18 protein-coding genes are annotated in these 17,723 nt (G+C 64.5%); 2 read left to right on the forward strand and 16 right to left on the reverse strand.

Annotated features, from left to right (window positions below; translation table 11 throughout):
* The first annotated feature begins 623 nt into the window (after positions 1-623).
* Positions 624-923, forward strand: coding sequence for a hypothetical protein (locus P8014_RS05870; protein WP_337816375.1), 300 nt, complete (start codon positions 624-626; stop codon positions 921-923).
* 157 nt (positions 924-1,080) lie between these two features.
* Here the strand turns inward: P8014_RS05870 and P8014_RS05875 are convergent, their stop codons facing one another.
* The 16 genes from P8014_RS05875 to ppa form a co-directional block, all read right to left on the reverse strand.
* Positions 1,081-1,521 carry a LysR substrate-binding domain-containing protein gene (locus P8014_RS05875; RefSeq protein WP_337816499.1) on the reverse strand — a complete coding sequence of 147 codons (441 nt, stop codon included), beginning with the start codon at positions 1,519-1,521 and terminating at the stop codon, positions 1,081-1,083.
* Positions 1,415-1,978 carry a LysR family transcriptional regulator gene (locus P8014_RS05880; RefSeq protein WP_337816376.1) on the reverse strand — a complete coding sequence of 188 codons (564 nt, stop codon included), beginning with the start codon at positions 1,976-1,978 and terminating at the stop codon, positions 1,415-1,417. The genes P8014_RS05875 and P8014_RS05880 overlap by 107 nt, the downstream gene beginning before the upstream one ends.
* Before the next feature lie 572 nt (positions 1,979-2,550).
* A complete protein-coding gene (locus P8014_RS05885; protein ID WP_337816377.1) occupies positions 2,551-3,819 on the reverse strand; it encodes an O-acetylhomoserine aminocarboxypropyltransferase/cysteine synthase family protein in 1,269 nt (422 codons plus the stop codon).
* A gap of 214 nt (positions 3,820-4,033) precedes the next feature.
* On the reverse strand, positions 4,034-4,792 hold the full coding sequence (locus P8014_RS05890) for a YdcF family protein (RefSeq protein ID WP_337816378.1): 759 nt from the start codon (positions 4,790-4,792) through the stop codon (positions 4,034-4,036).
* Positions 4,793-4,809: 17 nt separating this feature from the next.
* Positions 4,810-5,766: a lipoyl synthase gene (gene lipA, locus P8014_RS05895; protein WP_337816379.1), complete on the reverse strand. Its 957-nt coding sequence runs from the start codon at positions 5,764-5,766 to the stop codon at positions 4,810-4,812.
* Entirely contained in the window at positions 5,759-6,436 is a 678-nt protein-coding gene (lipB, locus tag P8014_RS05900; RefSeq protein WP_337816500.1) for a lipoyl(octanoyl) transferase LipB, read from the reverse strand. The genes lipA and lipB overlap by 8 nt, the downstream gene beginning before the upstream one ends.
* An 8-nt stretch (positions 6,437-6,444) precedes the next feature.
* Positions 6,445-6,726: a DUF493 domain-containing protein gene (locus P8014_RS05905; protein WP_337816380.1), complete on the reverse strand. Its 282-nt coding sequence runs from the start codon at positions 6,724-6,726 to the stop codon at positions 6,445-6,447.
* 11 nt (positions 6,727-6,737) lie between these two features.
* On the reverse strand, positions 6,738-7,613 hold the full coding sequence (locus P8014_RS05910) for a D-amino acid aminotransferase (RefSeq protein ID WP_337816381.1): 876 nt from the start codon (positions 7,611-7,613) through the stop codon (positions 6,738-6,740).
* Positions 7,614-7,616: 3 nt separating this feature from the next.
* A complete protein-coding gene (locus tag P8014_RS05915; RefSeq protein ID WP_337816382.1) occupies positions 7,617-8,810 on the reverse strand; it encodes a D-alanyl-D-alanine carboxypeptidase family protein in 1,194 nt (397 codons plus the stop codon).
* Between the two features lie 109 nt (positions 8,811-8,919).
* Positions 8,920-9,705: a septal ring lytic transglycosylase RlpA family protein gene (locus P8014_RS05920; RefSeq protein WP_337816383.1), complete on the reverse strand. Its 786-nt coding sequence runs from the start codon at positions 9,703-9,705 to the stop codon at positions 8,920-8,922.
* A 49-nt stretch (positions 9,706-9,754) separates the two neighbouring features.
* The gene (locus P8014_RS05925) at positions 9,755-10,957 is read right to left on the reverse strand and encodes a D-alanyl-D-alanine carboxypeptidase family protein (RefSeq protein ID WP_337816384.1); all 1,203 of its coding nucleotides are present in this window, start codon (positions 10,955-10,957) and stop codon (positions 9,755-9,757) included.
* 80 nt (positions 10,958-11,037) lie between these two features.
* On the reverse strand, positions 11,038-11,829 hold the full coding sequence (locus tag P8014_RS05930; protein ID WP_337816385.1) for a septal ring lytic transglycosylase RlpA family protein: 792 nt from the start codon (positions 11,827-11,829) through the stop codon (positions 11,038-11,040).
* Positions 11,819-12,856: a lytic murein transglycosylase B gene (gene mltB, locus P8014_RS05935; RefSeq protein ID WP_337816386.1), complete on the reverse strand. Its 1,038-nt coding sequence runs from the start codon at positions 12,854-12,856 to the stop codon at positions 11,819-11,821. The genes P8014_RS05930 and mltB overlap by 11 nt, the downstream gene beginning before the upstream one ends.
* Positions 12,857-12,912: 56 nt before the next feature.
* A complete protein-coding gene (gene rodA / locus P8014_RS05940) occupies positions 12,913-14,034 on the reverse strand; it encodes a rod shape-determining protein RodA (protein WP_337816387.1) in 1,122 nt (373 codons plus the stop codon).
* Positions 14,021-15,994, reverse strand: coding sequence for a penicillin-binding protein 2 (gene mrdA / locus P8014_RS05945; protein WP_337816388.1), 1,974 nt, complete (start codon positions 15,992-15,994; stop codon positions 14,021-14,023). Before mrdA ends, rodA begins: the two co-directional genes overlap by 14 nt.
* Positions 15,995-16,101: 107 nt before the next feature.
* The gene (gene ppa, locus P8014_RS05950; RefSeq protein ID WP_337816389.1) at positions 16,102-16,629 is read right to left on the reverse strand and encodes an inorganic diphosphatase; all 528 of its coding nucleotides are present in this window, start codon (positions 16,627-16,629) and stop codon (positions 16,102-16,104) included.
* A gap of 381 nt (positions 16,630-17,010) precedes the next feature.
* On the opposite strand from ppa, the gene P8014_RS05955 reads away from it, so the two are divergent.
* On the forward strand, positions 17,011-17,676 hold the full coding sequence (locus P8014_RS05955; protein ID WP_337816390.1) for an adenylate kinase: 666 nt from the start codon (positions 17,011-17,013) through the stop codon (positions 17,674-17,676).
* Positions 17,677-17,723: the final 47 nt, after the last annotated feature.

Below are 17,723 nucleotides of genomic sequence, written 5' to 3' on the forward strand. Positions count from 1 at the left end.
GGCCGTGGGATGCCACCGGGCGCTGCCGGGGCCGATCGCGCGGGCGAGTGCGTGCCTGCGCGAGGGCCATAAATACCATAAGGGAAATATTGTTTATAGGGCGAGAGGAAACGATCTGCGGCTGGCGGGGAACATCGGGCGCCGGGGGGAGGTGGCAGAAGCGCCTTATGAAACTGAATTATATGAATTTATCGTTTTGATGAAGCGTGCGCGGGAATGCTTGCGAAATCGCAGGCGCGCGATCTGCAACCCTGCCTGCACGGCCGGTCCCTCGCCCAGCAGGCATCACGAACACGCACATGAGGTGTTGCCTTTCGGGTCATTCGGTGCTTGCATGACGGCAAAAGGCAAGATCTGTCTCCGTTGTGAGTACCCGGGGCGCCCGACTTGATATGCGCAGACCAAGTCGACCGAATTCTGTAAAAGCGTGCCGCTCTTGGTTCCCTCTGCTACGTTCCGGTGCTAGCTACCGCAAGTCTTGGCCCGAACAACGAGGCTAAATACACATGGCTTCCACTCAAGCAATTGAGACGCTCGTAACTGAATTAGGTTTTCGCAAGGAGACCGCAATTGCCTATGTCCGTGCGCGAGGCCGATGTGAGTATTGAGAACGAGACTTGACTATGTCTCGGGCCGGATACGCAATCGCAGAGATCGACCATCTATTGCCTCAGTCGTTATTTCACGAACACGTTATCGATGAAAGAAACTTTGCGCTCTCCTGCCGGATTTGTAACGGCGCCAAAGGCAACGTAAGCCTTCTTCGTGAAAACGAGAACGCCAAGGATATGCTCACTAACCAACGAGCCAAACTCATCGAAAGAGCCCGTGAGCATATCGCTGATTACATGAAAGACTACGACAAAAACTGGAGGCGGGCGACGGAGATCCTAGAGGGCGTATGGTGGAAAACCAAACCATAACCAATCACAGTCTCGTAAAAAATGCACTTTCAGGAAAAGTTTTCGATTTTCACCTACGCTTGAAGGTTTCGGTCAGCACCTTCGATTGCATCACTATATGTGTTAATCGAATTGTTAGTATGTCCAAAAAAAGCAGCCCGATTACACCAACCAGAAATCAAACCCAGTTAAGCCCGCTGAGCTTTATCTCCGTATTCTCAGCCCTAACGCTTTCCACCAGCCAATCAGCAAAACCGCGCGCTCCATCGGTGAGATTGGCGAAGCTTCGGCTAACCAACCAGTACGAACCTCCAGGTATGAAAATATCGAAAGGCCGGATCAGTTCACCACGCGCCAGGGCATTCAAGGCAAACAATTCGTCTATCAACGCAGCACCTTGGCCACTGATTGCGGCTTGGAGCATCACCGCGCTGTCATTGAACATGGCGCCGCGCTCCGAGATGGGAGGCGCTGCACCGGCAGCGTCAAACCAGAATCGCCAATCGTCGCGGCTATCCTCGTGAAGCCGAGGCAGGGACAAAAGGTCCGAGGGCGCATTGAGGTCGACGGATTCCGTCAGCGCCGGTGAAAGATAGGCGGAAAGCCGAACATCGCAGATTTTTGCGCGCCTCGGTCCTGGGCCAGTTGGAAGGCTCTTTTGCGTATCGGATGGCGAGCGTCGTGCCGTCGTTGCCGAAATCGACCAGTCGCATATCCGCGTTCAGAACCACATCGGCATTGGGTGTGATCGCATAAAACGCCGACAGATGCGGCGCGAGCCAACAGGTAGCGAAGGATGGATCGGCGCTGACCGAGATGGTTTCCACTTTGGGTGTGCGAATCTCGCCTAGTGCGTCGTCGATTCCATCGAACGCCTGCGTAAGTGCGGCGAGCAATCGCTGCCCTGCACATGTCAGGCGAACGCCACGATGAATGCGCTCGAAAAGCCTGACGCCCAGTTGCGCCTCAAGATCCTTGATCTGGCGGCTGACGGCCGCTTGTGAAACGCTGAGTTCTGCCGCCGCCCCGGAAATGCTTTCAGCTCGTCCTGCTGCCTCGAAGGGCCGCAACACCATCAGGGGAAGACGCCCACGCCGCATATCACATAATCTGAAGTTAATTCATGCGGATCGTAATGTCGTTTGAGCAACATACGCAAGTCGCCCACATTGTCGAGCAGGAGGATCGACCATGTGGAAACAGATCATGGAAGCACTTGTCGACACGATTTACCTGCTAACGCTTCAGAGGCCACACCCGGATGAAAGAACGTGCCGCGACGAGGAAAGGGAAAGGCGCTGAGCGGCGCCAACGATGATGGCTTGGATAGTACGACAGGAAACTGCGTTCATCGAGCCCGACGACTCAGGACACACTGACTGAATAAGTGCGCGGCAGCGCGCAGCCCATTAACCGTAATGCATTCGGTTCCACGCCATCACCACTATCTCATGCCACAACGGACTGGCCGCGGGACGCCGCCTTGCTGGCCTTGCTGGAAACCCGTGGCAAGGCGCGGCTGGCGGACTTGGCTCGCGAGCTGGTGCTACACGTTCGGCCCATGGTCTCGCAAAGCGCGGGCGGGTGCATCCGCTCGGCAGGGTCGGCCCCGGCCAGCGCGCGGCGCCGGCCGGGGAGGACGAAGCGCTCAGGCCTGATCCAGTGCCTGACCGATATCCGCGAGGATGTCGTCGATGTGCTCGATGCCGATGCTCAGGCGCACCATGTCCGGACTGACGCCTGCGGTCGCCAGCTCGGCGTCGTTGAGCTGGCGGTGCGTGGTGGTGGCCGGATGGCAAGCCAGCGACTTGGCGTCGCCGATGTTGACCAGGCGCTTGATCAGACCGAGCGCATCGATGAAGCGCGCCCCGGCCTCGCGCCCGCCGCGGATGCCGAAGCTCAGCACGGACGAGGCCTTGCCGCCCATGTAGCGCAGCGCCAGCTCGTGGAAGCGGTCGCCCGGCAGGCCCGCGTAGTTCACCCACGAAACCTTGTCGTGCGCATCCAGGAATTCGGCCACGGCCTGCGCATTGTCGCAGTGGCGCTCCATGCGCAGGCTCAGAGTCTCGATGCCCTGCATGATGAGGAAGGCGTTCATCGGCGACAGCGCGCCGCCCATACTGCGCAGAGGCACGGTGCGCGCCCGGGCGATGAAGGCCGCTGCCCCGAAGTCCTTGGCGTAGACCACCCCGTGATAGGCCGGATCGGGCTCGTTGAACTGCGGGAAGCGCGGATTGCCCTGCCACTCGAACTCGCCCGAGTCGACGATGCCGCCGGCCACAGTAGTGCCATGCCCGCCCATGTACTTGGTCAGCGAATGCACCACGATATCCGCACCGTGCTCGATCGGCCGCCACAGCGCCGGCGTCGCCACCGTATTGTCGACCACCAGCGGCACGCCGGCGGCATGCGCCACATCGGCCAGCGCGGCGATGTCGACCAGGTTTCCGGCCGGATTGCCGATGCTCTCGCAGAACAGCGCGCGGGTGTTGTCGTCGATCAGCGCCGCCAGCGCCTGCGGGTCGGTGCCGTCGGCGAAGCGCGTCTCGATACCCAAAGCCGGCAACGAGTGGGCGAACAGATTGTAGGTGCCGCCGTAGAGCTGGCTGACACTGACGATGTTCTGCCCGGCCCGCGCCAGCGTGGTCACCGTAGCGTGGATCGCCGCCATGCCCGAAGCCAGTGCGAGGCCTCCGATACCGCCCTCAAGCTGCGCCAGACGCTGTTCCAACACGTCGTTGGTCGGATTCATGATGCGGGTGTAGATGTTTCCCGGCACCTTCAGGTCGAACAGGTCCGCACCGTGCTGAGTGTCGTCGAAGTAGTAGCTGGTGGTCTGGTAGATCGGCACGGCGACTGCATGGGTCTGCGGATCGCCGGCAAAACCGCCGTGAACGGCCGTGGTTTCGAACTTCATGGGGATCTCCTGCTTCGGGGAAATCCGCGCCGGTCTCTAGGCCGACGTCGGAGGCTAATCGATTCTGGTTTCTGGAAGAGTGGGCCGCAAGTCGGCAGTGTTTGCGATCAGGGCGACTGAGGCAACGGGCTCCTGGGGGAGAGTACTTGGGCCCCGAAGGCCGACGAAGACGCGAACCGAAGCCTGACCGGGAATCGACCATCGCACCCTACCCCTAACCGTAGTGCAGGCGATACCACAACATGCCCAACATCTCGTGCCACAGCAAACTTGCACCATGTGCCGCACGGGCATTCGGTAGCCAAGCGCTCCAGCCATAAGTGCCCGGGGTCGGCAGCATGTAGCCAGCGGGTGCAGGCAAAGGCGTCAGTCCCGCCTTGCGAAACGACCACATTGCCCGCGGCAGGCTCCACGCCTGAGTCACCAGCAGTATGCGATCGATTCCCAACGGCTTGAGTATGCGCGCCGAATTGCGCGCGTTTTCCCAGGTATTGGCGCTGTCACCCTCCAGCCAGCGTACCTTGACCCGAAAATCTCGTTGCAGCGACCGCTGCATGAGCTGCGCCTCCGAGGCACGTTTGCCATCGTGGCTGAGCCCGCCGCTGACCAGAATCGGCAGCCCGGTTCGCCGCGCCAGCCAGGCGGCGTAGCGCAGACGCTGCGCGGCCAGCCGGTTGATGCCGTCGCGATGACCGTATTCCGGCGCCTGCGAGCGGCCGGCGCCGAGCACGACGATGGCCTGAGCCCCGGCCGGCGGCGTCGGCACGATCACGCGCGACCAGTATTCCGCCACGGGATAGACCAGCGCCGGCACGCTGGTGCAATACATCAGCACCAGGCCGAACAGCGCCAACACCCAGCCCGCACGGCGCCAGCGCAGCGCGAGCAACAGACCGAGAAGGGTCAGCAGCCAGGGCATGAGGGGCAGCGACACCAGTGCGCTGAGCAATACATGGAGCGGCGCGACCTGCATCCTGAGGACTCCGGCCTTCAGACCACGCCGGCGGCCTGCTGGTCGGCGTGGTACGAGGAACGCACCAGCGGACCGCTGGCCACGTGCGTGAAGCCCATCGCCTCCCCAGCCTCCCGCAGGCGCTCGAATTCGTCCGGATGCACGAAGCGGCTCACCGGCAGGTGGTGGCGCGAGGGCTGCAGGTACTGGCCGAGAGTCAGCATGTCGACATCGTGCGCACGCAGGTCGCGCATCACCTCTTCGACTTCATCGATCTCTTCGCCCAGCCCCAGCATCAGGCCCGACTTGGTCGGTACGTCCGGGTGCGCGGCCTTGAAACGCTGCAGCAGCGTCAGCGACCACTGGTAGTCGGCGCCGGGGCGGGACTGGCGGTACAGCCGGGGCACGGTTTCGAGGTTGTGGTTGAACACGTCGGGCGGCGCCTCGGCAAGGCGCTCCAGCGCCACTTCCAGACGGCCGCGGAAATCGGGCACCAGCACTTCGACCTTGAGCCCCGGCGTGAGCGCCCTGGCCTCGCGGATGCAGTCGGCGAAATGGCCCGCGCCGCCGTCGCGCAAGTCGTCGCGGTCGACCGAGGTGATCACCACGTAGCGCAGGCCCATGGCCTGCACGGTGCGCGCCAGGTGCATCGGCTCTTCGGGATCCAGCGCCTCGGGACGGCCGTGGGCGACGTCGCAGAACGGGCAGCGGCGGGTGCAGATATCGCCCATGATCATGAAGGTGGCGGTACCGTGGTTGAAGCACTCGCCGAGGTTGGGGCAGGCGGCCTCTTCGCACACGGTGTGCAAGGCCTGCTCGCGCAGCACCTTTTTCAGGCGCTGCACGGCCGGCCCGGCCGGCGCACGCACGCGGATCCAGTCCGGTTTACGTTCGATGCGCTCGCTCGGCTCGATCTTGACCGGTATGCGGGCCATCTTCTCGGCGCCGCGCTGCTTGACGCCGCGCACCGCCCTGCCTGTGGTCGTTTCACTCATTGTTCGATTCCATTGTCGCAATGTTCGGAGACGGATAACCCAGCCCCTCCGCCAACTTGCCTGCCAGTGCCTGCGCGGCCTCCTGCCAGCTCAGGCGAATGCCGAAATCGGCCAGTTGGGTGACTTCCATTCCGCGGTAGCCGCAGGGGTTGATGCGTTGGAAGGGTTCCAGGTCCATGTCCACGTTGAGCGCCAGCCCGTGGTAGCTGCAGCCGCGCCGCACACGCAGGCCGAGCGCGGCGATCTTGCGCCCCTCGACGTACACGCCGGGAGCATCGCGCCGGGGCTGCGCCTGCACGCCATAGTCCGCAAGCATGTCGACGACGCCCTGTTCGAGGGTTTCGACCAGGGCGCGCACACCCAGCCGGCGGCGGCGCAGATCCAGCAAAGTGTAGACCACCAGCTGGCCGGGACCATGGTAGGTCACCTGTCCGCCGCGGTCGATATGCACGACGGGGATGTCTCCGGGCGCCAGCACATGCTCGCTGCGTCCGGCCTGGCCGAGGGTGAACACCGGAGGATGCTCCAGCATCCAGAATTCGTCCGAGGTGTCCGGCGTGCGCGCGTCAGTGAAATCCTGCATCGCATGCCACACCGGCGCGTAAGGGCGCCGCCCCATGTAATGCACTTGCAGCGTATCGGCCGCCTGGCTGCGCTCCGGGTCCGGCATCGCGGCGTTCACAGCGCCATGGTCACCAGTTCGCTGGAGGTCAGCAGGCGGTAGATCTCGTCGAGCTGCTCGCGGCTGGTGGCCCGCACGACCACGGTGACGCTGTAGTAGCGGCCGCCGCTGCTGGTCTTGCAGCTCATGGCCGTATCGGGAGTCTCAGGCGCATGGCAGCGCACCATCTCGAGCACCAGTTCTGGAAACTCGGACACGGCAGGGCCAAAGGCCTTGATGGGAAAGTCGCAGGGAAAATCCCACAACAGTTCTTCTTGCGTGATGTCGTCGTCGCTCATCTCATCTCCCTTCAGCAGCTCTCGCTGCCGCTGCGCAAACGCGCCTTGCACGCCTGATACCAGCCGTGCATGTGTTGCCAGACCGCTCCCGGCAAGCCGTCGCCCACCGCCTCTCCGTCGAGCCGCGTGACCGGCATGACCTCGCGTGTCGAGCTGCTCAGCCAGATTTCGTCCGCGCGGCGCAACACCGTTTCCGGAATGGACTCCTCAATGCACGCCAAGCCGTTGGCCCGGGCCAGTTCGATCACCAGATCCCGCGTCACCCCAGGCAGCAAATGCCGGCTCTTGGGCGGCGTTCTCAACACTCCGTCATGCACCACGAACAGGCTGCTCGCGGTGCCTTCCAATGCGAAACCGTGGCGCAGCAGCACGGCGTCGTCGGCGCCCTCCTCGCGTGCGGCCTGCCGCAGCATGACGGCGGCCAGCAGGGTGATGGCCTTGATGTCGCAGCGGTCCCAGCGTATGTCCTCCAGGGTCCGTACGCTCAGGCCGCGCACCAGTTGCTCGGCCGGCGGCCCGCTGAGCGGGCTGCTCATGGCGAACACCGTAGGCTTCAGGTCAGGCGGATAGACGTGGTCGCGGCGCACGTCGGCGCCGCGGGTAATCTGCAGGTAGACCGAGTGATCGTCCGGCCCCGCCCGGTCCGCCAACTCGGCGAAAAGCGCCTCCCAGCGGGGGCGATCGTAGGGATCGGCGATACCCACCGCGGCCAGACTCGCGCCGAGCCGGTCGAGATGCTGGCCGAGGCGGAATAGATGTCCGCCGTAGACCGGCACGACCTCATAAACGCCGTCGCCGAACAGAAAGCCGCGGTCGAGCACAGACACCCGCGCCTCACCGGCCGGCAGGAAATGTCCGTCGAGGTAGACCTCGGCCAATTCAGTCATCCGCTACTTCTTGAACCATTGCAGGACGGTGTCGCGCACGCGTTGCCACAGGTTGCCGCGCGGATCGGCCTCCAGCGCGACCAGCGGCGCCTTGGCCACGATGCGGTCGCCCAGCTTGACCACCACTTGGCCGATGGACTGCCCCTTGGCGACCGGCGCGCTCAGCTTGCCGGGCAGGTTCATTTCCGCCTTCAACCGCGAATACTGGCCGCTGGGTACGGTCACGTACAGCGTGTTGGCAAGGCCGAGCTGGATCTTCTGCTTCGCGCCCTGCCAGATGCGCGCCCCGGTCAGCGACTTGCCGGCGTCGTAGAGCTTGTGGGTCGAGTAGAAGCGGAAGCCGTAGTTGAGCAGCGCGCCGTCCAGGCGGGCCAGATTAAGGTAGTTGGCTTCGCTAGAGGCCTTGGGCTTGTTGGCGCCCATCACCACCGCGATCATGCGCGTGTCGCCGCGCTTGGCCGAAGACGCCAGGCAATAGCCGGCCGCCTTGGTGTAGCCGGTCTTGAGGCCATCGGCGGTCGAGTCGCGCCACAGCAGCTTGTTGTAGTTGTACTGCTTGATGTTGTTCCAGGTGAATTCTTTCTGACTGAAGTAGTGGTAGTACTCGGGAAACTGCCGGATGATTGCGCGCGACAGCTTGGCCAGGTCGAGCGGCGAGGTATACAGGCCCGGGTTGGGCAGGCCGGTCGGGTCGGTGTAGTGCGTGTTGGCCAGGCCGAGATGCTTGGCGTAGCTGTTCATCAGGGCGACGAAGGCGTCGGAGGTGCCGGCGATGCCCTGGGCGAGCGTCATCGCCGCATCGTTGCCGGAGGGAATCAGCAGACCCTGCAGCAAGTCGTTGACCGTGACCTCGGAGCCAAGCTTGAGGAACATGCGCGAGCCGCCCTGGCGCCAGGCCTTTTCGCTGACCCGGAACTTGGTGTCCAGGGTGATCCGGCCGGACTTCAGCTCCTGGAACACCACGTAGGCGGTCATCAGCTTGGTGGTGCTGGCCGGTGCCATGTGCTCGTTGGGGTTCTTCTCCACCAGGAGCTGGCCGCTCTGATAGTCCATCAGCACGTAGGCCCTGGCGCCGAGCGGCGGCATCTGCGGAATCGGCACCGGCAGCGCAGCGGGCCCCTGGGCCGCATTGGCCGGCGTTAGCGGCATGAACAGAACGGACAGGCAGGAGAACAGAACCAGGAACAAGCGGCGCACGGACTTCCTCATAGGATAACGACCTTGGGCTGACGGACTTGATGAAGGCAGATTCGACTGAGGGGTGGATTCTACAGCCTGCCTCCTGGGGTTTCGAGTTACATCTGCGTCATTCGACCCGGACCCGGACCCGGAATCCGTGTATGCCGACCGCGCTCATTTTCTGCGTGGCGGCATCCAGCGCACCGACATCGGCCAGCGGTCCCAGGCGCACGGTGTACAGGGTTCGTTTGCTCGCGCGCAGCAACGGATCAACCATCACCGGGCCAAAACCGAGATCCTTCAATGCGGTGGCCAGATGCGCGGCATGGGCTTGGCTGGCGAAGGCGCCAACCTGCAGGAACAGCCGCGGACTGGGCGCACCCCGGGTCTCGGCGCGTGGTGGCGGGGGATTGGCGGCCGAGCGGCCCGGATCGATCGCTTGCAGTTCGACGATGGCGGTGCCCGTGCCGACCATGTGAAGCCGCCGGGCGGCGGCGTAGGACAGGTCGATGATGCGATTGGCCACGAACGGTCCGCGGTCGTTGACCTTGACCACCACCTGGCGACCGTTGCGTAGATTGGTCACGCGCACCCAGCACGGCAGCGGCAGCACCTTGCTGGCCGCGGTCAGGCCGTACATGTTGTACACCTCGCCGGTGGAGGTGCGGTGGCCGTTGAAGCCTGGGCCGTACCAGGAGGCGATACCTCGCTGTTCGTAACCCGCGCAGGCGGGCAGGACGCGGTAGCGTCTGCCGTGCACCACATAGGAACGGTTGTAGGCGGCATGAGCCCGTCTTGCCGGCGGCGAAGACAGCGCTGCCATGCGCGGCGCCGGCGCGGAGGCACAGGCGGCGAGCAGGCCCGTGGCGGACAACACCAGGCCCAAGCGCGAGGAATGCAGCGTCCTAGACATATCCGCCAGCCAGGCGATGGAGCAGATCGGCCGAGCTTCAGCGTGGCTTTCAGGCCTTCTGGCTGTGCAGCCAGTCGACCACGTCGTCGTTCAGGCGCTGCCAGAGATTGCCTCGAGGGTCGGCGACCAGCGCCACCACCGGCGCACTCGTCAGTGACTTGTGGGCCAGACGGACGACCAGGCGGCCGAGCCTCTGGCCCTTGGAGACCGGCGCCTTCGGGTCATGGACGAACTCGGCCTTGGCGCTGAGGGCGGAGTACTCGCCGCTGGGCACGGTCACGTACAGCGGCTGGTCGAGCCCCACGGAAATCTTGCGCTGTGCACCCCCGATCACCCGCAGACTGCCGACCGTGGTACCGGACTTGTAGAGTTCATGCGTCGTATAGAAGCGGAAGCCGTAGGCCAGCAGCGCCTCGCTCACCCGCGCGAGCGTGTTCAGGTTCCGGGCCAGTGACGCTCCCGCCTGCGGCGCCATGCCCATCACCGCCGCGATCAGCTGCGTGTGCTCGCGGGTGGCGCCCGCGGCCATGCAGTAGCCTGCAGCGCGACCGGCATAGCCGGGCGCCAGACCGACCGCGTTCGGATCGCGCCACAGCAGCTTGTCGTAGTTGTACTGGGTGATTCCGCTCCAGCGGAAACTCTTCTGCGCGAAGTAGTGCGCATATTCGGGGAATTGCACCAGCAGATCCCGCGACAGCCTGGCCAGATCCAGCGCGGAGGTGTAGAGCTGCGCAGAGGGAAGCCCGGTCACATTGGTGAAGTGCGTGTTGGCGAGCCCAAGCTCGCGGGCGTAGTCGTTCATCAGGCTGACGAAGCCTGCGCGTGTACCGGCCACACCCTCGGCCAGAGCGACCGCGGCATCGTTGCCCCCATCGACCAACAAGCCTTGCAGCAGATCGTTGACGCTGACCTCGGCGCCGGGCTTCAGGAACATTCTCGCGCCAGGCTGATGCCACGCCGTGCGGCTGATGCGCAGCCGGCTGCTCAGCCGTACGCGCCCCGCTCGCAGCTCCTGAAAGACCACATAGGCCGTCATCAGTTTGGCCGCCCCGCCCGGCGCTACGCGTGCGTCGGGACGTTGCTGCGCCAGGATCTGGCCCGTACGGGCATCGAGCAGCACGTAGGAACGCACGCCAAGTGCCGGAACCGGCGGCACGACGAAGGGTGTCTGGGGCGCGGCAACGGAAGCGAATGCCGCACTGCACGGAAAGGCGAACAGGAAAACCAATGCGAGCCGGATGGATCTACGCATGCCAGGGACCTCGATCGAAATTGACGGCTGGGGCTGCCGCCTGCCGTGTGGGACGACCTTGCGCGGGCTACGCCGGACGGTCAGTCCACAGTCACACGGAACCCTTTGATGCCGAGCGCACGCATATGTTCCGTGGCCGCGTCCAACGCATTCACATCCGCCAGCGGTCCCAGGCGAACGCGGTAAAGCGTGCGTCCGCCGCTGGTGGTACCGGCCTGTACCACCAGCGGCCCCAGGCCGCGCGCGGCCAGTTGGGCCTTGAAGCTGTTGGCATTGCTCATGCTCGCGAACGCACCGACCTGCAGGTACAGGTGCGGTACCTCGCCACCGTGCGCAACGTCTTTCGGCGGCGGGGGATTGATCGCCGGGTTCTGCGGGTCGATCGCCTGCACCTCGACCAGGGCAGTGCCCTTGCGGATCATGTCCAGCTGCTTGGCGGCGGCATACGACAGATCGATGATGCGGTTGGGCACGAAGGGACCGCGGTCGTTGACCTTAACCACCACCTGGCGGCCGTTTTCGAGATTGGTCACCCGCACCCAGGTCGGCAGCGGCAGATCGCGGCTGGCCGCGGTCATGGCGTACATGTTGTAGCGCGCGCCGGTGGAGGTCTTTCTGCCGTGGAACTTCGGCCCGTACCAGGAGGCAACACCGCGCTTGTCGTAGCCTTGCGCACTGGGCAGCACGTAATAGCGCGTGCCGTGCACGACGTACGACTGGTTGTAGGCCGGCGCGCCGGACTGCAGCGCGTAGCGTTGCGGAGGTGCGCTGGCGCAGGCCGATAGCAGCAGCAAGGTTCCCAGCGCCGCGGGCAGGCGCAGCGTGCGCAACCGATACACCGCCGACCGGGTACTCACCGTGCTACTGGGCAAGCTGCTTGTGTCCTGTCGCGTGCCCCGCGCTGGTGGTCCGCGTTCCGGCGGAAAGCGACTGCCGATGAGCGGACAGGATGGCCTGGCTCAGCTGATACACCGCCATCGCATAGAGCGGACTGTGGTTGTAGCGTGTGATAACGTAGAAATTGTGCTCGCCGACCCAGTATTCGGGCCCGTTGCGGCTATCGAGACGTATCACGCTGAACGGCCCCTCGCCCGCCAGCGGATGCTGCGGCGCAATGCCCTGTGCGCGCAGTTGCGCCGCGCTGAGAGAAGGCTTGAGCGAGGGCCGCCGATCGGCATAGGGATCACCCTTGGCCCGCGCTGGCACGGCCACGCTGCCGCCGTTTTTCCAGCCATGTTCGGCAAAATAATTGGCCACGCTGCCGATCGCGTCGTCCGTATCGGTCCACAGGTTGCGCTGGCCGTTGCCGTCGAAATCAACCGCGTAGTGGCGGTAGCTGCTGGGGATGAACTGTCCCTGCCCCATGGCGCCGGCATACGAACCCTTGGGCACGAGCGGATCGAAGCCCTCCTCCTTGGCCAGCAGCAGGTACTGCGCAAGCTGGCGGCGGAAAAATTCGGCGCGCGGCGGATAGTCGAAGCCCAGGGTGGCCAGGGTATCGAATACCGGCCAGCGCCCCATGCGGCGTCCGTAGTAGGTCTCCACGCCGATGATGGCGGTGACGATCTGCGGCGGCACGCCATAGGTCGCCTGGGCTCTTTCGAGCGCTTCCCGATGCGCCTTCCAGAACGCCACTCCCCCCTGAATACGCGCCTGCGTCAGGAAGATGTGCCGGTATTCGTACCAGGGTTTGGCCTCGGCGGGACGCTCCATCGCCTCGATCACCCCCGGCTGGAGCTGGACCTTGGCGAACAGCGTCTGCAGCTGCGCCTTGTCGAAACCATCCTGGCTGACCATGCGGTCAATGAATTCGCGCACCTGCGGCCGCTGCGCGAATGCGCCTGCCGCAGGCTTGGCGAGTTCCGCCCTGGAGGTGGCGCAGCCGGTCAGCAGCAGCACGAATGCCAGGCTCGAAAAAGCGCTCCGCACAATGCGGGGAAATTGCGTTATCGGGTTCAATGCGCCACCAGTCTGCGGTGCGAGTGTATGCTCATGAGCATACCGAAAGCGGCCAATAGGGTCACCATGGAAGTGCCGCCGTAGCTCACCAGCGGCAGCGGCACGCCCACCACGGGCAGCAGCCCGATGACCATGCCGACGTTAACGAACACGTAGACCGAAAAGGTCAGACTCAAGCTGCCGGCCAGCAGCCGGGCATAGGTATCCTGCGCCTTGAGCGCAATGTGCAGCCCGCGCAGTACGATGAACACGTACAACGCCAGCAGCACGCCGGCGCCGAGCAGGCCGAACTCCTCCCCGAACACCGAGAAGATGAAATCGGTCGAGCGCTCGGGCAGGAAGTCGAGCTGCGCCTGGGTGCCGTTCAGCCAGCCCTTGCCGTAGATCCCGCCGGAGCCGACCGCAATCATGGACTGGATAATGTGGTAGCCGGTGCCCAGCGGATCGCGCTCGGGATTGAGAAAGGTCAGCACGCGGTCGCGCTGGTAGCCGTGCATGAAGTGCCACAGCACCGGCAGGGCGGCCAGTCCCAGCCCGAACAGGATCGCGAGCAGGCGGTAGCGCACGCCGGACAGGAAAATCACGAAGAAGCCCGCCATGGCCACCAGCAGCGCGGTTCCCAGATCCGGTTCCTTGGCGATCAGCGCTGCCGGCAGGGCCACGATCAGGCCGGCCAGTAGCAGATCGCGCCCGCGCGGCGGCAGCGGCCGCTCGGCGAAGAACCAGGCCACCGCCATCGGCACCGCAAGCTTCATCACTTCGGAGGGCTGGAATCGCACCACGCCCAGATCGAGCCAGCGCTGCGCGCCCTTGCCGACCTCGCCCATGACCAACACCAGCACCAACAGCAGCAGGCCGCCGAGGTAAAGCCACGGCGTCAGCCGCCGCAACTGGTGGGCCGGCACCTGCGCCACCAGCGCCATCACCCCGAGCGCAATCATCAGACGCATGCCCTGGCGCGAGACCATGGCCACGTTTTCGCCGGCGGCGCTGTAGAGAATCGCCAGGCCCAGCCCGATCAGCGTGAGCACCGCCAACAGCAGAACGCCGTCGAAATGCAGCCAGCGCAACAGGCGCCCGGGGCCGGCGGCCGCGCCGGGCAGATCAATGCGTGCCATGAGTGTTCACCTGTGGCCGGGCCGCGACGCCGCCCGAGGGGGATTGCGTCAACTGCAGATGCAGGTCATGCGGCACATTGGCTTTGAGCACCAGTCGCCCCTTCTTGCGCAGCGTGTTGTGGGCGAGATAGTAGTCGATCATCTCGCGCGCCACCGGCGCCGCGCTGCGGCTGCCGCCGCCACCGTGTTCCACCACCACCGCGACCGCGATCAGCGGATGATCGGCGGGCGCAAAGGCGATGAACAGACCGTTGTCGCGCAGCTTGTAGGGAATCTTCGACTCGTCCGCCTCGTCCGAGTAGCGCTGCGAGGTTACCTGCGCGGTGCCGGTCTTGCCGCCCACCACGTACGGAAAGCCCTGAAACACGCGCCAGGCCGTGCCGTCGCGCTTCTGCGTGACCTGCGTCATGCCGGTGATGACGCTGTTCCAGTAGGCACTGCTGCGCAGCTTGACCGGCGCCAGCGCGGTGCTCGGCGCAGCGGCGATGGCGCCGCTCAGCGGGTCACGCGCCGCTCGCAGCAGCCTCGGCCGGAAACCCTCGCCGCGCATCGACAACGTGGCGGTGGCCGAGGCGAGCTGCAGCGGCGTGGTCAGCATGAAGCCCTGGCCGATGCCGGCCACCACGGTATTGCCCGGATACCACACATGGCCCCGCGTACGCCGCTTCCACTGCGGCGAAGGCAGCAGCCCGGAACGTGAGCCCATGGTGTCGATGTCCGTCGGCTGGCCAAGCCTGAACTGCGTCAGGAACGAGTGCATCTTGTCGATGCCGAGGTGGAAGGCCAACTGATAGAAATAGGTGTCGGCCGACTCGGTGATCGCCTTGGCCACGTCGGTCAGGCCGTGGCCGCCGTACTTCCAGTCGCGGTACTTGCGCTGCGCGGGATCACCCGGGATCTGCCAGTACGGTCCGGCGTAGACCTGCTGGTCCGGAGTGACGATGCCGTTCTGCAGCCCGGCCAGGGCCATGAACGGCTTGATAGTCGAACCCGGCGGATACTGCCCGGCCAGGGCGCGGTTGAACAGCGGACGCCGCGAGTTATTGCGCAGGGATTTGTAGCGGGCGCTGGAAATGCCGTCCACGAACCAGTTCGGATCGTAGCTCGGCGAACTGACCAGGGCGAGCACACCGCCATTGCGCGGATCGATGGCCACCGCCGCACCTTCTCGGCCCTTCATCGCGTTCACCGTGGCCTGCTGCAGCCCGGCGTCCAGACTGAGCACCAGATCCTCGCCAGGCACCGGCGGATGATGTGACAGCACGCGGATCTGACGGCCCTTGGCATTGACCTCGATCTGGTCATAGCCGACCTTGCCGTGCAGCCGGCTCTCGTAATAGCGCTCGATGCCGGTCTTGCCGAAGTGGCTGGTGCCCTCGTAGTTCTGCGCATCGACCGACTTCAGTTCCTTGAGATCGATGCGGCCCACGTAACCGACCGCATCGACCATCACACCGCCGAAGGGGTAGTAGCGGCGCAGCCGCGCCTCGATGTCCACACCGGGGAAGCGATAGCGTTGCACAGCGAAACGGGCAACCTCCTCCGGCGTCAGATTGAAGCGCAAGGTGATCGACTTGAACGGCCACTTGCCGCGCACCTCGGACTTGAAGCGGCGGATGTCGTCGTCGGAAAGCGCCACGACCTTCTTGAGCGCCTGCAGCGTGGCGTCCATGTCCGGCACCTGCTCGGGCGTCACGTCGAGGCTGTAGGATGGCACGTTCTCGGCCAGCAGAACGCCGTGGCGGTCGTAGATCAGCCCGCGCGGCGGCGGCAACGCGACGATGTGCACGCGATTGTCGTGCGCCATCCCCGCATACCGGGCATGCTGCAGCACCTGCAGATCGACCAGCCGGCTCAGCACCCCGGCATACAGGGCGAACACGATCAACGCCGCGACCACGGCGCGCCAGACGAACTGGCGGCGTTCCCGAATCGGGTCCTTCAGCGACTCTCGACGCAACTCTCGCTCATCCTGCCCGCTTGCGGCGAGCGTTCAAGTCGGAAGCCGCACACCACGACCTCCCGCTGTCGGATGGCGCCATGCGGCGCCATCCCAGGTCCGTCCGCTCAGCCGGTGTAACGCTCCGCGCAAGCGCTGATCTCGGCTCGCGCGGCATCGATATCGCCGAAGCCGTCGACCTTGACCCACTTGCCGGCCTCGAGCGCCTTGTACTGCTCGAAGAAATGCTTGATCTGGCCCAGCAGGAACTCGGGCAGGCCATCGGCATCCTTGATGTCGGCATAGCCCGGATAGAGCTTGTCCACCGGCACGGCGATCACCTTCGCATCCGGTCCCTTCTCGTCGGTCATCTTCAGCATGCCCAGGGGACGGCAACGCACCACACAGCCGTGCACCAGAGGGATCGGGGTAACCACCAGCACGTCGACCGGGTCGCCGTCCTCGGACAACGTCTGCGGCACAAAACCATAGTTGCACGGATACACCATGGAGGTGCTCATGAAGCGATCGACCATCAGCAGGCCGCTGTCCTTGTCCACCTCGTACTTAACCGGAGACGCCAGAGCGGGAATTTCGATGACGACGTTGAAATCGTCGGGCAGGGCCTTGCCGGCCGGGACATTTGCGAGACTCATAAAGACCATCCTTTGACTTGAAGCCGGACCCGTCGGCCCGGATTGCGGCATTTTTAGGGACCTTTTGCGCAAACGCCGGTCCCGTCCATGGAGCTTGCCAGTATAACCGCTCGGACAGGAGTAATTCAGAACCCGGATCAAAATAGCGCGTGAGATACGGCAACACCGAAACAGACCGCATTTCTTGGTTCGGCGCGCGTTCAAAGTGGCAAAAACGGACTTCCCCCCTCGCACTGCCGCCCCCTTCCGCCACCCCCCATTTCAGGACGTGTTGCCATAGCCATTTCCAAAACACCGCACAGGGGTCGGCTTGCACCCCCACCGGGCTGGCGGTATATAGTGCCCGCTCAACTTTTAGGCATATATAGAGGAATCCACCCGATGAGAATCGTTTTGTTGGGCGCACCGGGCTCCGGCAAGGGGACCCAGGGCAAGCGCCTGGTCGAGCGCTACGGGATACCACAGGTATCCACCGGCGATCTGTTGCGCTCGGCCGTCGCCGCGGGTAGCGAACTCGGGCGCGAAGCCAAGAGCTACATGGATGCCGGCCAGCTGGTACCGGACGAAGTGGTGCTCGGCATGCTTCGCGAGCGCCTGGCCGACGCCGACGCCGACGCCGGTTTCATACTCGACGGCTTCCCGCGCAACCGCGCCCAGGCCGAGGCCCTCGACGGCGTACTAGCCGAACTCGGCCAGCCGCTCGACGTGGCGCTGCTCATCGACGTCGAAATCGACACTCTCAAGAAGCGGCTACTCGGCCGCCTGACCTGCACGAACTGTGGGGCGGTGTTCAACGCCTACACCAATCCGCCGAAAACCGAGAACGTGTGTGATCAGTGCGGCGGCGAACTGCAGCATCGCACCGACGACAACGAGGAAACCATCAGCGCCCGTCTCGACGTCTACGACGCCCAGACCAAACCGCTGATCGAGTATTATACCGACCGTGGCGAACTCATTCGCGTGTCGGGCCTCGGCGAGATCGATCAGATCTTCGACATCATCGTCACGGACATCGATGCCCGCCTGGGGCTCAGTGCCGGCTAGCATCCCGCCGACAACCGCATGTGAAGCGCCGGCCGCCGGCCGGCGTT

The sequence above is a fragment of the Acidihalobacter sp. genome (genome assembly GCF_037381185.1).
GTDB lineage: Bacteria > Pseudomonadota > Gammaproteobacteria > DSM-5130 > Acidihalobacteraceae > Acidihalobacter_A.

Coding starts and splice junctions, on each gene's coding strand:
- P8014_RS05880 (WP_337816376.1), bottom strand. CDS start 1,978: ATGGTGTTGCGGCCCTTCGAGGCAGCAGGACGAGCTGAAAGCATTTCC.
- P8014_RS05905 (WP_337816380.1), bottom strand. CDS start 6,726: ATGAGCGACGACGACATCACGCAAGAAGAACTGTTGTGGGATTTTCCC.
- P8014_RS05885 (WP_337816377.1), bottom strand. CDS start 3,819: ATGAAGTTCGAAACCACGGCCGTTCACGGCGGTTTTGCCGGCGATCCG.
- P8014_RS05955 (WP_337816390.1), top strand. CDS start 17,011: ATGAGAATCGTTTTGTTGGGCGCACCGGGCTCCGGCAAGGGGACCCAG.
- P8014_RS05920 (WP_337816383.1), bottom strand. CDS start 9,705: ATGTCTAGGACGCTGCATTCCTCGCGCTTGGGCCTGGTGTTGTCCGCC.
- lipA (WP_337816379.1), bottom strand. CDS start 5,766: ATGAGTGAAACGACCACAGGCAGGGCGGTGCGCGGCGTCAAGCAGCGC.
- P8014_RS05870 (WP_337816375.1), top strand. CDS start 624: ATGTCTCGGGCCGGATACGCAATCGCAGAGATCGACCATCTATTGCCT.
- rodA (WP_337816387.1), bottom strand. CDS start 14,034: ATGGCACGCATTGATCTGCCCGGCGCGGCCGCCGGCCCCGGGCGCCTG.
- lipB (WP_337816500.1), bottom strand. CDS start 6,436: ATGCCGGACCCGGAGCGCAGCCAGGCGGCCGATACGCTGCAAGTGCAT.
- P8014_RS05890 (WP_337816378.1), bottom strand. CDS start 4,792: ATGCAGGTCGCGCCGCTCCATGTATTGCTCAGCGCACTGGTGTCGCTG.
- P8014_RS05925 (WP_337816384.1), bottom strand. CDS start 10,957: ATGCGTAGATCCATCCGGCTCGCATTGGTTTTCCTGTTCGCCTTTCCG.
- ppa (WP_337816389.1), bottom strand. CDS start 16,629: ATGAGTCTCGCAAATGTCCCGGCCGGCAAGGCCCTGCCCGACGATTTC.
- P8014_RS05910 (WP_337816381.1), bottom strand. CDS start 7,613: ATGACTGAATTGGCCGAGGTCTACCTCGACGGACATTTCCTGCCGGCC.